The 11,810-nt window shown below is 68.2% G+C and carries 15 protein-coding genes and 1 pseudogene; 6 read left to right on the top strand and 10 right to left on the bottom strand.

Annotated features, from left to right (window positions below):
- Positions 1-226 (top strand): annotated as a pseudogene (locus tag V6V89_RS39895) (heavy metal translocating P-type ATPase); the annotation flags it as partial.
- A 58-nt stretch (positions 227-284) separates the two neighbouring features.
- On the opposite strand, the gene V6V89_RS39890 reads toward V6V89_RS39895, so the two are convergent.
- Positions 285-692 carry a four-helix bundle copper-binding protein gene (locus V6V89_RS39890; protein WP_334624897.1) on the bottom strand — a complete coding sequence of 136 codons (408 nt, stop codon included), beginning with the start codon at positions 690-692 and terminating at the stop codon, positions 285-287.
- Positions 693-836: 144 nt separating this feature from the next.
- On the opposite strand from V6V89_RS39890, the gene V6V89_RS39885 reads away from it, so the two are divergent.
- Both V6V89_RS39885 and V6V89_RS39880 read left to right on the top strand, forming a co-directional pair.
- Positions 837-1,262 carry a hypothetical protein gene (locus V6V89_RS39885; RefSeq protein ID WP_334624896.1) on the top strand — a complete coding sequence of 142 codons (426 nt, stop codon included), beginning with the start codon at positions 837-839 and terminating at the stop codon, positions 1,260-1,262.
- Positions 1,263-1,341: 79 nt separating this feature from the next.
- The gene (locus tag V6V89_RS39880; RefSeq protein WP_334624895.1) at positions 1,342-1,956 is read left to right on the top strand and encodes a DUF305 domain-containing protein; all 615 of its coding nucleotides are present in this window, start codon (positions 1,342-1,344) and stop codon (positions 1,954-1,956) included.
- 166 nt (positions 1,957-2,122) lie between these two features.
- On the opposite strand, the gene V6V89_RS39875 is transcribed toward V6V89_RS39880, so the two are convergent.
- The 4 genes from V6V89_RS39875 to V6V89_RS39860 form a co-directional block, all read right to left on the bottom strand.
- Positions 2,123-3,598, bottom strand: a complete 1,476-nt coding sequence (locus tag V6V89_RS39875; RefSeq protein ID WP_334624894.1) for a multicopper oxidase family protein — start codon at positions 3,596-3,598, stop codon at positions 2,123-2,125.
- A 78-nt stretch (positions 3,599-3,676) separates the two neighbouring features.
- On the bottom strand, positions 3,677-4,303 hold the full coding sequence (locus V6V89_RS39870; protein ID WP_334624893.1) for a DUF305 domain-containing protein: 627 nt from the start codon (positions 4,301-4,303) through the stop codon (positions 3,677-3,679).
- Between the two features lie 88 nt (positions 4,304-4,391).
- Positions 4,392-4,820 (bottom strand): DUF6153 family protein, encoded by a 429-nt coding sequence (locus V6V89_RS39865; RefSeq protein WP_334624892.1) that lies wholly within the window; start codon positions 4,818-4,820, stop codon positions 4,392-4,394.
- Between the two features lie 176 nt (positions 4,821-4,996).
- A complete protein-coding gene (locus V6V89_RS39860) occupies positions 4,997-5,671 on the bottom strand; it encodes a TetR/AcrR family transcriptional regulator (RefSeq protein WP_334624891.1) in 675 nt (224 codons plus the stop codon).
- A 102-nt stretch (positions 5,672-5,773) separates the two neighbouring features.
- Here V6V89_RS39860 and V6V89_RS39855 point away from each other — a divergent pair, with 102 nt between their 5' ends.
- A complete protein-coding gene (locus V6V89_RS39855) occupies positions 5,774-6,973 on the top strand; it encodes an FAD-dependent monooxygenase (RefSeq protein ID WP_334624890.1) in 1,200 nt (399 codons plus the stop codon).
- Positions 6,974-7,178: 205 nt separating this feature from the next.
- Here the strand turns inward: V6V89_RS39855 and V6V89_RS39850 are convergent, their stop codons facing one another.
- The 4 genes from V6V89_RS39850 to V6V89_RS39835 are packed head-to-tail and all read right to left on the bottom strand — an operon-like array spanning position 7,179 to position 9,328.
- Positions 7,179-8,111 (bottom strand): M56 family metallopeptidase, encoded by a 933-nt coding sequence (locus V6V89_RS39850; RefSeq protein ID WP_334624889.1) that lies wholly within the window; start codon positions 8,109-8,111, stop codon positions 7,179-7,181.
- On the bottom strand, positions 8,108-8,515 hold the full coding sequence (locus tag V6V89_RS39845; RefSeq protein WP_334624888.1) for a BlaI/MecI/CopY family transcriptional regulator: 408 nt from the start codon (positions 8,513-8,515) through the stop codon (positions 8,108-8,110). Before V6V89_RS39845 ends, V6V89_RS39850 begins: the two co-directional genes overlap by 4 nt.
- A gap of 19 nt (positions 8,516-8,534) precedes the next feature.
- Positions 8,535-8,750, bottom strand: a complete 216-nt coding sequence (locus V6V89_RS39840) for a hypothetical protein (protein ID WP_334624887.1) — start codon at positions 8,748-8,750, stop codon at positions 8,535-8,537.
- Complete coding sequence (locus V6V89_RS39835) at positions 8,747-9,328, bottom strand: hypothetical protein (protein ID WP_334624885.1); 582 nt, start codon at positions 9,326-9,328, stop codon at positions 8,747-8,749. Before V6V89_RS39835 ends, V6V89_RS39840 begins: the two co-directional genes overlap by 4 nt.
- A gap of 270 nt (positions 9,329-9,598) precedes the next feature.
- Here V6V89_RS39835 and V6V89_RS39830 point away from each other — a divergent pair, with 270 nt between their 5' ends.
- The gene (locus V6V89_RS39830; RefSeq protein ID WP_334624884.1) at positions 9,599-10,099 is read left to right on the top strand and encodes a DUF2752 domain-containing protein; all 501 of its coding nucleotides are present in this window, start codon (positions 9,599-9,601) and stop codon (positions 10,097-10,099) included.
- Positions 10,100-10,118: 19 nt separating this feature from the next.
- The gene (locus tag V6V89_RS39825; RefSeq protein WP_334624883.1) at positions 10,119-11,042 is read left to right on the top strand and encodes a F510_1955 family glycosylhydrolase; all 924 of its coding nucleotides are present in this window, start codon (positions 10,119-10,121) and stop codon (positions 11,040-11,042) included.
- Positions 11,043-11,240: 198 nt separating this feature from the next.
- Here V6V89_RS39825 and V6V89_RS39820 read toward each other — a convergent pair.
- Positions 11,241-11,810 (bottom strand): HAD-IC family P-type ATPase (locus V6V89_RS39820; RefSeq protein ID WP_334624882.1); only part of this gene is annotated, 570 nt, incomplete at its 5' end.

The raw sequence follows: 11,810 nt of genomic DNA, 5'->3' as shown, positions 1-11,810 counted from the left end.
CGGCGTGATCCGGCTGTCCAAGGCGTCATACCGCAAGATGGTCCAAAACCTGGGCTGGGCGGCCGGCTACAACATCGTGGCCATCCCGCTCGCGGCGGGCGTACTGGCCTGGGCCGGCCTGACCCTCAGCCCCGCCATCGGCGCCGTGTTGATGTCCGCCTCCACGATCGTGGTCGCCCTCAACGCACAACTACTGCGCCGCGTAAACCTGGCACCGCGGCAGTAGGCGGGTCAAGGCGACCGCCGCGTCTGAAGACGTGGCGGTCGCCTTGTGGGTTGCCGCTTCAGCCCATGGTGGCGAGCAGTTCGCGACATGCCTGCTCGCAGCGCCGGCACGCCTCCGCGCACACCCGGCAGTGCTCGTGCATGCCCGCATGCCGCTCACACTCGTCGCCGCACGACCGACAAGCCATCGCGCACGCCTCCAGCACCGCCCGGGTCAAGTTCGCGTCGTACCCGGTGTGCCGCGACAGCACCCGCCCAGTCGTGTCGCAGATGTCCGCGCAGTCCAGATTTCCTCGCACGCACTTGACCAAATCGGCCACGTGCTCCTCGCTCAGGCACGCGTCGGCGCACGCGGTACACGCCTGCGAGCACGTGAAGCACTCCTCGATACAGCGGGCCAGGGCCTGCTTGTCGACCCCACCGAGGTCGACCGGATAGGTGTCCAGCATCGCGGCTGCGTTCCCCATGTCACACATCCCTTCGTCTCTGGTGCCTGTCGTCAGCCGGATACCCCCGTAACGACAGCGTTAACGCAGCAGGACGCGGTCGACTAAGAAGGTTAGGAGATCCCTGGGAAACGTTGAACCCATGACGTCGGGTTGCCGTATCCGATGACTGTGAGGGCTTGGCGGCACAAGCGGGACGGCAGCCACGCGGCAAACGCGCCGATGCGCCAGTGGCCGTCACGGCTGTTGTTGCTCGCGCTCGTCTCCCTGGCCGTCGCCGCGTTGCATACCGTCGGCCACCAGGCCGCCGGCACGGTGGCCCGTTCCGACGGCCATGCCGTTTCGGTACTGGCGACACCCGCAGCTCCTGGCGGGCCCTGCACGGACCTGTGTACTACCCCGGACGGCTGTCTGTTCGTACTGACCACCGCAGGAGTGCTGATCCTGCTCGCCGCCCGCGTATTCGCCGCTGGAAAGCGCGCAGCACTGCCCGCGTTGGCCCACAACCGATACCGGTGGTTCTCGCACCGAGCACCACCATGGACGCCCATCAGCCTTCAGCTCGCTACCACGTCGGTGTTGCGAACGTAGGAGCGCTCGCCGGCCGCGACATTGTCACGTGCCACCAGAGGTTCCCCAAGCCGCCTCATACCGACAGGAGATCACCGAGATGAACCGCTTCGGGCATACCCGAATCCGCAGCCTGGCGTTGCTGGCAAGCGCCGCCGGCGCGGTGATAGCGCTGGTCGCTGGCTGCGGTGGTGACAGCGCCTCACCAAGTGATGGCGCGACCCCGCTCGCCGAAACTCCCGCGAGCGCCACGGCGTTCAACGACGCGGACGTCATGTTCGCCCAGCAGATGATTCCTCACCACCAGCAGGTGGTGGACCTGGCGAAGCTCGCCCAGACCAAGGCCAGCAGCGCCGGCCTGAAAAGGCTCGCCGCCGACATGAAGGCCGCGGACACCACCGTGGTCTCCACCATCACCACAATGCTTACCGGGTGGGGAAAGCCAACCGCCATGGAAGGCGAGATGGCACACGGGTCGATGCCAGGCATGACGTCCGAGAAGGACGTGGACATGCTCAAGTCGATGAGCGGCACCGAGTTCGACCGCATGTTCATCCAGGTGATGATCGCCCATCACAACGGTTCCATGCAGATGACTATGGAACAGCAGTCGAACGGCGCCAGCCCGGAGGCCAAGGCGTTGGCCGGGCAAATGCACCAGACCCAGACCGAGCAGGTGGCCAGGCTGCAAGAGATCCTCGACAGCCTGCCGTAGGCGTGACACGACGAAGCGGCGCTCCGGACCGCACGGGGGAACGGTCAGGAGCGCCGCAATCGCGTGGCGACCTACTGCATCGCCAAGCGATACTGTCCCCTCCTATGCAGGATAGTAGATCGCCGGGTGTTCGGACAGGGGAGTCGGCCGAACCGACGCCCTCTGCTCAGCGCCGGTAACCAAACAGGGTCATCATGCCGGCCTCGGCGTGGTAGACGTTGTGGCAGTGCGCCATCCACAGGCCCGGGTTGTCGGCGTCGAACTCGGTGGACAGGGTCTGGCCGGGCAGGACGATCGCGGTGTCCTTGCGTACGCCCGTCTTGCCGACAGCGAAGGTGTGCCCGTGCAGGTGGATCGGGTGCCACATGGTGGTCGTGTTGACGTAGTCGACGCGTACCCGCTCACCCGTGCGGACCGGCTCGATCCGCTTCGGATCGTAGGGTTGGCCGTTGAAGGCCCAGTCGTAGCGTTCCATACCGCCGGTCAGTTCCAGCCTGATGGTCCGGTCAGCCTCCTTGGCGGATAGGCGTACCGGCTCGGCGGGTGTGAGGTTGCGGTAGGCCACGATCCGCCCGTTGAGCTCCTTGGGACGAACCGCTGCGGTCGGCGTGGCCCCCGATCCGGTTCGGACCACTGCGAAGGCCGCGGCGTCCTTGCCTTCAGCGGCCGCCACCAGTGGGAAGACGCCGCCAGCGAGTGTGACCACGACGTCGTATCGCTCCCCCATCCCGATCAGCAGTGCGTCGGTGTCGACCGGCTCGACCGGGAAGCCGTCTGTGTGCGTGACGGTCATCCGATGTTCGCCCAGCGCCACGCGGAAGGCGGTATCGCCAGCCGCGTTGATCAGACGGATCCGCACTCTGGTGCCGGGCTTTCCTTGATAGGTCGCCGGTGCGGTAGCCAGCCGGCCGTTGAGCAGGAAGTGCGGATACGTGACATCGCCGGCGTCGCCGCCGAGCAGGTAGCTGCTCATGCCCATGGCATGGCCGCCCATGTCCCCGGACATGTTCATGCCCTTGCGCACCTGTGCCAACACGGTGTCCGGGTCGCGGCCGTCGACACCGTCAAGCCAGTCGTCCAGGACGACCACCCATTCGTCGTCGTACCGCAGCGGCTCGGCGGGGTCCTCGACGACCAGCGGGGCGTACAGCCCACGATCGAGCTGAGGGCCATGATGCGGGTGGAACCAGTAGGTGCCGGGATGCGGCGCGGTGAACTCGTACACGTATTCGGTCCCGGCGGTGATCGGCTGCTGGGTGACGCCGGGCACGCCATCGGCGTTGTTGCGCAGCGCTAGACCGTGCCAGTGCACGCTGGTCTCCTGCGGCAGCCGGTTGACCAGGGTGGCGCGAACGACCTCGCCGGCCTTGACGCGTACTTCCCGGCCCGGTGCGGTGCCGTCGTAGGTCCACGTCTGTACGGTCAGGCCGCCCAGATCGACCGGACCAGGGGTGGCGGTGAGCCGGACCTCGCGTACCGTGCCGGACTTGCGGCGCGCTTCCGCCTCGCGTACCTCGTCACCGTCGGGTGGCACGAAGGCCGCAGCGGTTGTCTTGTCGTCGGATCCGCAGGCGGCGAGGGAGCCAGCAGCCGCAGCGGCCAGGCCCGCGCGCAGCAGCGCGCGGCGGTTGATGGTCTGCACGTGTGATGGCCTCACATCTCGCGTTGAGAAGGCGGCGGGCCGGGTGGCAGCACGGCCACCCGGCCCGGAAGTGACCGCCTACAGCCGGTCCAGGATGGACTGCAGCTTCTCGACCTCGGCTGTCTGGGTCTTCTCGATCGCGGCCGCGAGGGCCTTGGCGTCGGTGTTGGAACCCTTCTGCTGCTCGTCACGGGCCATCTGGATCGCGCCGTTGTGGTGGGCGACCATCATCTGGACGAACATGCGATCGAACTCGGTTCCCGACGCTGCCTCCAGCTTCTTCATGTCCTCCTCGGACATCTCGCCCGGCATCTCGTTCATGCCGGGCATGTTGTGCCCGCCGTCAGGGGCGGCGGTCGATTGGCCCCACGCGGTCAGCCACCCGGTCATGGTCGTGATCTCGGGCTCCTGCGCGGCCTTGATCTGTGTTGCCAGCTGCTTGAGCTCGGCGTCCTTGGCGCGGGTATCGGCCAAGGTGGCCATCTCGACGGCCTGCTGATGGTGGACGATCATCATCTGGGCGAACTGCACGTCGGCGTCGTTGAACGCCGCCGCGGTGGACGCCGACGGTGACGTCTGGCTTGAACCGCCGTGGTTCATGCCGCCCATGTCGTCGCCGTCGCCGCAGCCAGCGGCCAGGGCAATGGTCGCCAGTGCGGCGGCGCCGGTCAGCAGCGCGCGACGCATCGAGGTGATGCGGGTCATCTTGGTGATGCCTTTCTTCGGTGAAATCTGCGATACCGGAGACACGTGTCATCGGCCGGTCGACCATGAGCGGTGACCAGCCGGAGTCCTATATCCGCAGTACCGAGAGGTCCGCCAGGCGAAGTCCGAACGACCTCTGGCCGGGTGGTCCACGGCCCGCCGGGAACCGGACCTGGTGCCGGTAGCGGCCGGGCCGCCCCGTACGCCGGGCAGACAACAGCAGGATGGCGACCAGCGCCGCGAGCCCGAACGCGGCCACGATCGCCAGGCACATGGTGGACGGGTCCAGGCTCCGTCCTACGCCTACCAGGGTCGCGATGCCGTCCGCGCCGGTGGCAGCGGCGGAAGCCATTGCCGAGTGCGTCGACGACGAGCCGTGCGTCGTGACAGCGGCGGACGCAACACCGTGACCACCGTGACCACCGGCACTGACGTGGCCGAGCGTGTGCATCCCGACGACGCCCACCGCGACGGACAGGAGCAGCAGAAGCCGCAGGACGGCCCGTTGCTCCGCCATGCGACGCACCCCGCCTTCCTGGACACACTGCCCCAACTCCTATTCAGCTTAGTACATCGCGCGTCAGGGCGCGTGCGCGTTGGGTACTGGCGGGGGTATAAGCCCGGAGGCCATGCGGCCATCGGAGCTGACCGGATTTCGCCAGGATCGTGGCAGGCAGCCGGCGACGGTATTGGTCAGCGTGCTAGACCGTGGATCAGGCCCGCCGTCAGAAACGCTATGAGACGTTCGCGATCCTCTTCCCGGGCAGCCGCTTCGTCAGCGCGTGTCTGTCCGGAGACGAGCCGCCACCGGACAGGGGTGAAGGTGGCAGCTTGCTGAAGCGCCAACATCCCCAGCATGGTCGTGTAACCGAACAGGATCGTATCGGTGTCGTGTGCGGGCAGGGCGAGGCGCAGCGCGTCGAGATAGCGGCCCTCGACCGGGTCGACCTGATCGGCGAACAGTTGCCGGATCCGCGGGCTGGGATCAAACAACACCCGGCCGATGAACCTCGCTACGGCCGGTCCCCGGTCCCCGTGATGGTCAACGAGATCTAAGCCCGGCTCGACGAAAGCCCGCACCAGCTGCTCAATCGTCGGGTGGCCGCCGGATGTGTTCAGGCTTGCCAACCGCCGCTCGCGTTCGGCGTTGACGGGCGTCATCGCCCTGGCCACCACCGCCTGTAGCAGGCCTTCCTTGGACCGGAAGTGGTAGTTCACGGCGGCGATGTTCGCCTCGGCGGCGTCGGCCAACGCCCGCAGCGACGTGCCCTCGTACCCGCGTTCGGCGAATAGGCGCTCGGCTGTGTCCAGCAGGCGCTCGCGGGTGGCGGCGGCCGACCTGCCGCTGCTTGCGCCGTTTCCGTTCATCGATTGGAACCTCCCGCTAGGCCGAGCCCCGTCCTGCAGAGCTACATCACTGTAGTACAGTCGATTTAAACAAACGTTTGAACTACAGGATGGGGTCTGCTCATGGGACGCACGGCGATCGTGGTCGGCGCGGGCATAGGTGGTCTGAGCACCGCCCGAGCCCTGGAACGGACCGGATGGGACGTCGCCGTCTACGACCAGGCACCGGCGTTCGGCCCGGTAGGGGCAGGCATCGGTATCGCGCCCAACGCGGTCAAAGCCCTGGAATGGCTGGGCCTGGCCACGCACCTACGCGCCCAAGGCGTCCGCCAGGAGGGCATGCAGATCAGGCTCGCGTCCGGGCGGCGCGTTGCCCACCTTCCGGCGACCGACATCGAGGCCCGCTTCGACGACCCGTTCATCGCCCTGCACCGCGCCGAACTGCACCAGATCCTGCTGGACTCACTCGAGAACGTCGCCCAGTACACCGGCCACCGCGTTACCGGCGCGACGATCGACACGGGCCGGCCATCGGTCAGCTTCGAGACCACCACGGGCCCCCTGACCGTTTCCGCCGATCTGGTGGTGGCCGCCGACGGCGTCCACAGCCAGCTGCGCGGCTCCGTGTTCCCGGCGTACCCCGGTCCGACCTATGCCGGCTACACGGTCTGGCGAGGCATCGTCCCCGCCCACCAAGCCGCCCACCTCGGTATCGACCCGATCCTGACCGAGACGTGGGGACGGGCCGCGCGATTCGGCATCGCCGTGATCAATGACGGTCAGGTGTACTGGTTCGCCTGCGAGAACATGCCCGAAGGCGCCACACCCCGGCACAGCCTCAACGACGTAGCGGCACGCTTCCGCGATTGGCACGCCCCGATCCCCCAACTGCTTGCCGCCACACCACCCGAAAGCCTCCTCCGGCACGACGTGTACTACCTCAAGGCGTCGCTGCCTGCCTTCGTCCGCGACCGGGTCGTCCTCGTCGGCGACGCGGCACACGCCGTCACGCCCGACATCGGCCAAGGCGCCTGCCTGGCCATCGAAGACGCCGTCGTACTGGCCGACGCTCTCCATCGCACCGGGATAGACGAGGCGTTGGCCACGTACGACGTGGCCCGCCGCCCCCGCACCCAACAGCTGGCACGGACCTCCGGCACGCTCGGCCGGATACTGCAAACCGGCAACCCCGCCGCGACACTGCTCCGCGACACCATCGCCCGTGCCCTGCCCACACCGCTATTGGCTCGCTTCGCGAGCGGAGCATTCGCGTGGACACCACCCGAGCCCATAGCGGGCGAGCCGACACACCCCCACGGGTAACGACCTTCGCCCCTGGCACCCGGGACGTTGTGCCATACCTGCCCGGCCACGCGCGAACGACCGTAGGGGTGTACGAGTGGTATTCGTAAAGGAGTAGGCCCTGATGTGGGGCACCGGCATGGGCGGCTGGGGCATGGCGCTGCTTCGTGTGCTTGGCGGACACCGCCGAGGCAAAGGGCAGCGAGCGCTAGTGTGACTGATCGGTCTAGAGCGGCAGGCCGGCGCGCAAAGCCGGAACCGCAGGAATGGCTACGACGAGTGCCAGCGGCAGCAGCGGCAATGTCAGCAACATCGCCGTCGCGATTGCCGTGACGCGGCGCGGCAGCGGCGCGGGAGGGCGCATCAGCCGGTGCACCCGCTCAAGCGCGTCGCCGCCGGCCGCCGCGAGCATGCCGGGCGGGGACGCTGGGGTGGCGAGCGCGACCAGTGCCCGCGCCAGCACCAGGCGGGAGTGGTGCCGGCACGCTTGCTCGTCGGCGCACAGCTCGACCAGCCGGTGAATCTGCCGCTCGGCGTGGCGGAAGACGGCCGCTGGGAACGCCCGACACAGCAGCACCGCCACCATCAGCGACAGGTGGTGTCGACCGCGGGCGTGGGCTCGCTCGTGTGCCAGCACAGCCGCCAGTTCCTCGCGGTCGAGCCGCGAGATGGCGCCGGTCGTCACAACGACCTCCCGAGACCGTCCAGGGATCAGATAGACCGCCGAATCCGGGTGGTCAACGACGGTGGCGCCGATGTCCGCCCGGTGGTGTCCGATCAGCCGCACCAAGGCGGTGTGGCGACGCCGGCGGGCCGCGGCACGGGCAAGCTGGACGCCGGCTACGGCGATCCGTATGGTCACCGCCAGCAGCACCGCCGCGCCGGTCCAGGCCATCACCTGCGCGGCCCGGCCGTGGGCGCCGACGAGAGCGTCCAGGCACAGCCGCCACACCATGCAGATCGCGTCGTCCGCCTGATGCCACGGCATGATCATGATTTGTGCGGCCGCGATTACGCACACCACGAGCGTCGCGGCCGCCGTGTGCCAGGCCAGGACCCCGAGCCGGGGAGCTCGGTTGGTCCACCCGGCGCGCAGCAGCCACGCTGGGGCGGCCACCGCGAGGGCAACCGCCGAGCCGAGTAGCAGCAGTACGGTCATTTGCCGCTGATCTTCCGCTCGTAGGTGGACAGCGCCTGTCGCAGCGCGACCGCCTCCTCCAGGGACATACGACCCACGAAGTTCAACAATGCCTGCTCCCGATCGCCGCTGGCATCGAGGGCTTCACGCATCAACTGGGCGCCGTACTGCTCGCGGTTGGCGACCGGCTCGTAGCGGTGCGCGCGTCCGGCCGGCTCACGGCGCAGCCACCCCTTCTTGTACAGGTTGTCCATCACGGTCAGCACCGTGGTGTACGCCAGCTCGCGACGCTCACACAGCACGGTGTGGACCTGCCGCACGGTGGCCGGCTCGCCCTTGTCCCACAGCCATTCCATGACGGCCGACTCGAGCTCACCGAACCCGCGCACCGCGCCCTCCTTGAACCACCCGCTTGTCCCCGGCATCGATCGTAGTGGCCGAGCCTCAGGGGCCGCCGTTCCCACAGATGTAGCGCGGTTCAGCCTGGTAGGTCCAGCTGAACTTCTCCCGCTTGATCTCCTTGCCGCCCTTGCGGAAGATCCGCCAGGCATCCTGCGTGAAACCGTCGATGCCGTCGGTGGCGATGCATTTCGGGCCCGCCTCCAGACGGATCGTCTTCGGTTTGGTGATGCCGCGACGCGCACTCCACTTCGTGGTCACGCTGTCGAAGACGTCGCCGGCCGAACCTCGGCCAGCGGTACTGCCAGCGGATAGGTACCGAGCCAGCCAGCACGCAATTCCTGGGCCGCCTTGTCCACGTCCAGCCCTCTGCCCGGCTTCGGGTACGTCGCCTTCGGCGTGGTGCCATTGAACGTGATGGCAGGCATCTTCATTTCCTGCGCATCTGGCCCTAAGCCCTTGCTCAGCACCTCCAGCACCCTGGCGGCGTCCACGGTGACCACCGGCTCAACCGTGTGAGAGCCAAAGAGCAGCCTGAACGGGCTGGATGGCCCGTCGGCGGCCGCTACCACCGTGGCCTCCACATCGACGCTCAGCCCGATCTCAGCCGGCTTAACCTCGCTGATCTGCTGGTTGTCGCCCAGCCGCACGGGTATCGCTGCCGCCAGCCGGTCAGCCTGTGCGGCCAAGCCGGCCCGCAGAGCCTCGGCCGCATCGGTCCTGCTGCGCCCGCCGATGTCGATGCCCAGAACCGTCGTGCCTCGTGGTACCTCGCCGGCGTACGCGTATGCCGCCGTGCCGCCCACTACCGCCAGCAGGGCCGCGGCCACCCCACCCACGAGGAGGGCTCGCCGGCGAGCTAGCAGGTGACGCAGGCCGCCGACCGAGCGCCGTCAACCCGCCGGGCTCGGTAGTGGCCTTCACAGCCGGCGGCTCCGGCGGCGTAGAGGCGTCGGGTGACGTGACCGCCTGCGCCTGGTCAACGGACGATGGCTGTTCGTCGGGCATGGTCACGAAGGTCCTCAGCTGGTCTGCGGCTACTTGAGCGCACGACATACTATCCTGCTTAGGAGTACGTTTGCGGGGCCACGCCCGATGGAGGTAGCGCGATGACCCGTCCCACCGGCATCCCTCACCAACAGGAGGCCACCCTCGCTGACGCTCCGACTCCGGGAGGCCGCCGGGGCGCTGGGCTGGGTCGGTTTCATCCGCTAGCGGTCTGGGCCACCCTGGGCGCCGCGGCGGCATGGGTATTGGCGTTCGACCCGACCGACCGGATCGCGGATCCGACCGGTGCATGCATGTGGCACGCGTTGACGGGCATCGACGGGCCGAGTTGCGGTGGGACGCGGATGTTCTTCTACCTGCTACACGGCGACCTGGTGCAGGCCGCCCGGCACCACCTGGTCGCGCTTGTCGGCCTCTTGTACGGCGGCTATGCGCTGACCGCGTGGACCGCCGACCGGATCCTTGGGCGACGGCTGCCGCTGTGGCGGCCCAGCCGCCGCGCATGGATCATCTACGGCGCCGTCTTCCTGCTCTACTCCACCGTGCTACGCAACCTGCCCTGGGCACCGTTCGACTGGTTCTACGTCGACAACCTGACCTGAGCCCAGCGTGGAGGATTCCTTGCCGAAAACCACACCGGCGAAGCGTTCCCGCACCGGGCAGCGAAACAGCCACCCCCGAGGTGCCGTCAAGCGGCGGTGGCTGCTCATCGCTGGACTCGTCGTGGTGGCCCTCGCGGTGTCCATGGTCGTGTGGGCGGTTGGCCGCCCCGCGGACCGTGGCGGCGATGCGGTTGAGACGGCGTCGGCGCGGATCGAGCACGTCCACGGATTGGGAGTGAATCCGGCCGACGGGGCACTCTATGCGGCGACCCACCATGGGGTGTTCCGGATTCCGGACGATGGCGCCGCAGCGCGGGTCGGCGACGGGCAGCAGGACACAATGGGCTTCACGATCGTCGGGGCCAACCACTTCATCGCCTCTGGCCATCCCGCCCCCGATCAAGGTGGGCCGGAGCACCTTGGCCTGATCGAGTCGACCGACGGCGGCCTCGCGTGGCGGTCGCTGTCGCTGGCCGGTGGCGCGGACTTCCACGCGCTGCGGTTCCGCCACGGCCAGGTGTACGGGTACAACTCGGTCAGCGGCCAGTTGCTGGTCAGCCGGGATCGTACGAACTGGCAGACTCGATCCACCATCGCTGTGCGGGACTTCGTGGTCAGTCCGTCCAGCGACCAGATCCTGCTGGCCACGACGCAGGACGGCCTCGTGCGGTCCTCCGACGGTGGGCAAACGTGGGCACCGCTGGCCGGCCCCACGCTGGCGCTGCTGGATTGGGAGCGCGAGGACCGGCTATGGGGCGTGAGCGTGATCGGCGAGGTGCTGCGCTCCGGTGATGGCGGTGCGACGTGGTCGCCGGCCGGACACGTTCCCGGCGCGGCGACGGCGTTGGCCGCCCACGGCGACGAGCTGTACGTGGCCGTGCAGGAGCGAGGCATCTTCCACAGCACGGATGCGGGCACGAGCTGGGTCCAGCGGATCCCCTGACAAGCCGGGGCAGTGCCCGTCTCACCTAGCGATGCGTCGTAGCCGATCCACGACAGTGGCCGACGATCTTCAGGTACCGGGTCTGGATCTACCGCAGCACCGTACCGTTCACACTTTCCGGCTGTGGTCCGCGGTGCCGCGTCGGTGGACGGCGACCAGCGCAGGCGTGGGCCTGCGCTGGAGCTGCCTGGTGCCGCGTCAGCGAGCGGCGGGATCGGTGGCCAGTGGCCGGAAGGTACGTAGGCGCAGGCTGTTGGACACCACGAACACCGAACTGAACGCCATCGCGGCACCGGCGATAATCGGGTTCAGCAGGCCAGCGGCGGCCAGCGGTAGGGCAGCGATGTTGTAGGCGAACGCCCAGAACAGGTTGCCCTTGATGGTGCCGAGCGTCTTTCGGGATAGCCGGATCGCGTCGGCGGCCACCCGCAGGTCGCCACGGACCAGTGTCAGATCAGATGCCTCGATCGCGACGTCCGTACCTGTGCCCATGGCCAATCCCAGATCGGCCTGGGCGAGCGCGGCGGCGTCGTTGACACCATCGCCGACCATCGCGACGACCTTGCCGTCGGCCTGCAGCCGCTTGACGACGTCGACCTTGTCCGCCGGCAGCACCTCGGCGATCACCTCGTCGATGCCGACCTGGGCGGCGACCGCGCGGGCCGCGGCGGTGTTGTCGCCGGTGAGCAGCACCGGCGCTAGCCCCAATACCGGTAACTTAGGGGCAATTCGGTCGTTGGTCGTGGTGTGCCTCGTGCGGGTCAATTG

Source organism: Micromonospora sp. CPCC 206061 (assembly GCF_036906915.1).
Lineage (GTDB): Bacteria > Actinomycetota > Actinomycetes > Mycobacteriales > Micromonosporaceae > Phytohabitans.
The sequence above is the reverse complement of the archived record's forward strand: the minus strand, read 5'-3'. Positions and strand labels throughout refer to the sequence as shown.

What these genes read in the sequence shown, in the direction of transcription:
- V6V89_RS39850 (WP_334624889.1), bottom strand. Translation starts at nt 8,111, where the DNA reads ATGACCGTACTGCTGCTACTCGGCTCGGCGGTTGCCCTCGCGGTGGCC.
- V6V89_RS39865 (WP_334624892.1), bottom strand. Translation starts at nt 4,820, where the DNA reads ATGGCGGAGCAACGGGCCGTCCTGCGGCTTCTGCTGCTCCTGTCCGTC.
- V6V89_RS39880 (WP_334624895.1), top strand. Translation starts at nt 1,342, where the DNA reads ATGAACCGCTTCGGGCATACCCGAATCCGCAGCCTGGCGTTGCTGGCA.
- V6V89_RS39855 (WP_334624890.1), top strand. Translation starts at nt 5,774, where the DNA reads ATGGGACGCACGGCGATCGTGGTCGGCGCGGGCATAGGTGGTCTGAGC.
- V6V89_RS39860 (WP_334624891.1), bottom strand. Translation starts at nt 5,671, where the DNA reads ATGAACGGAAACGGCGCAAGCAGCGGCAGGTCGGCCGCCGCCACCCGC.
- V6V89_RS39845 (WP_334624888.1), bottom strand. Translation starts at nt 8,515, where the DNA reads ATGCCGGGGACAAGCGGGTGGTTCAAGGAGGGCGCGGTGCGCGGGTTC.
- V6V89_RS39885 (WP_334624896.1), top strand. Translation starts at nt 837, where the DNA reads ATGACTGTGAGGGCTTGGCGGCACAAGCGGGACGGCAGCCACGCGGCA.
- V6V89_RS39830 (WP_334624884.1), top strand. Translation starts at nt 9,599, where the DNA reads ATGACCCGTCCCACCGGCATCCCTCACCAACAGGAGGCCACCCTCGCT.
- V6V89_RS39890 (WP_334624897.1), bottom strand. Translation starts at nt 692, where the DNA reads ATGGGGAACGCAGCCGCGATGCTGGACACCTATCCGGTCGACCTCGGT.
- V6V89_RS39870 (WP_334624893.1), bottom strand. Translation starts at nt 4,303, where the DNA reads ATGACCCGCATCACCTCGATGCGTCGCGCGCTGCTGACCGGCGCCGCC.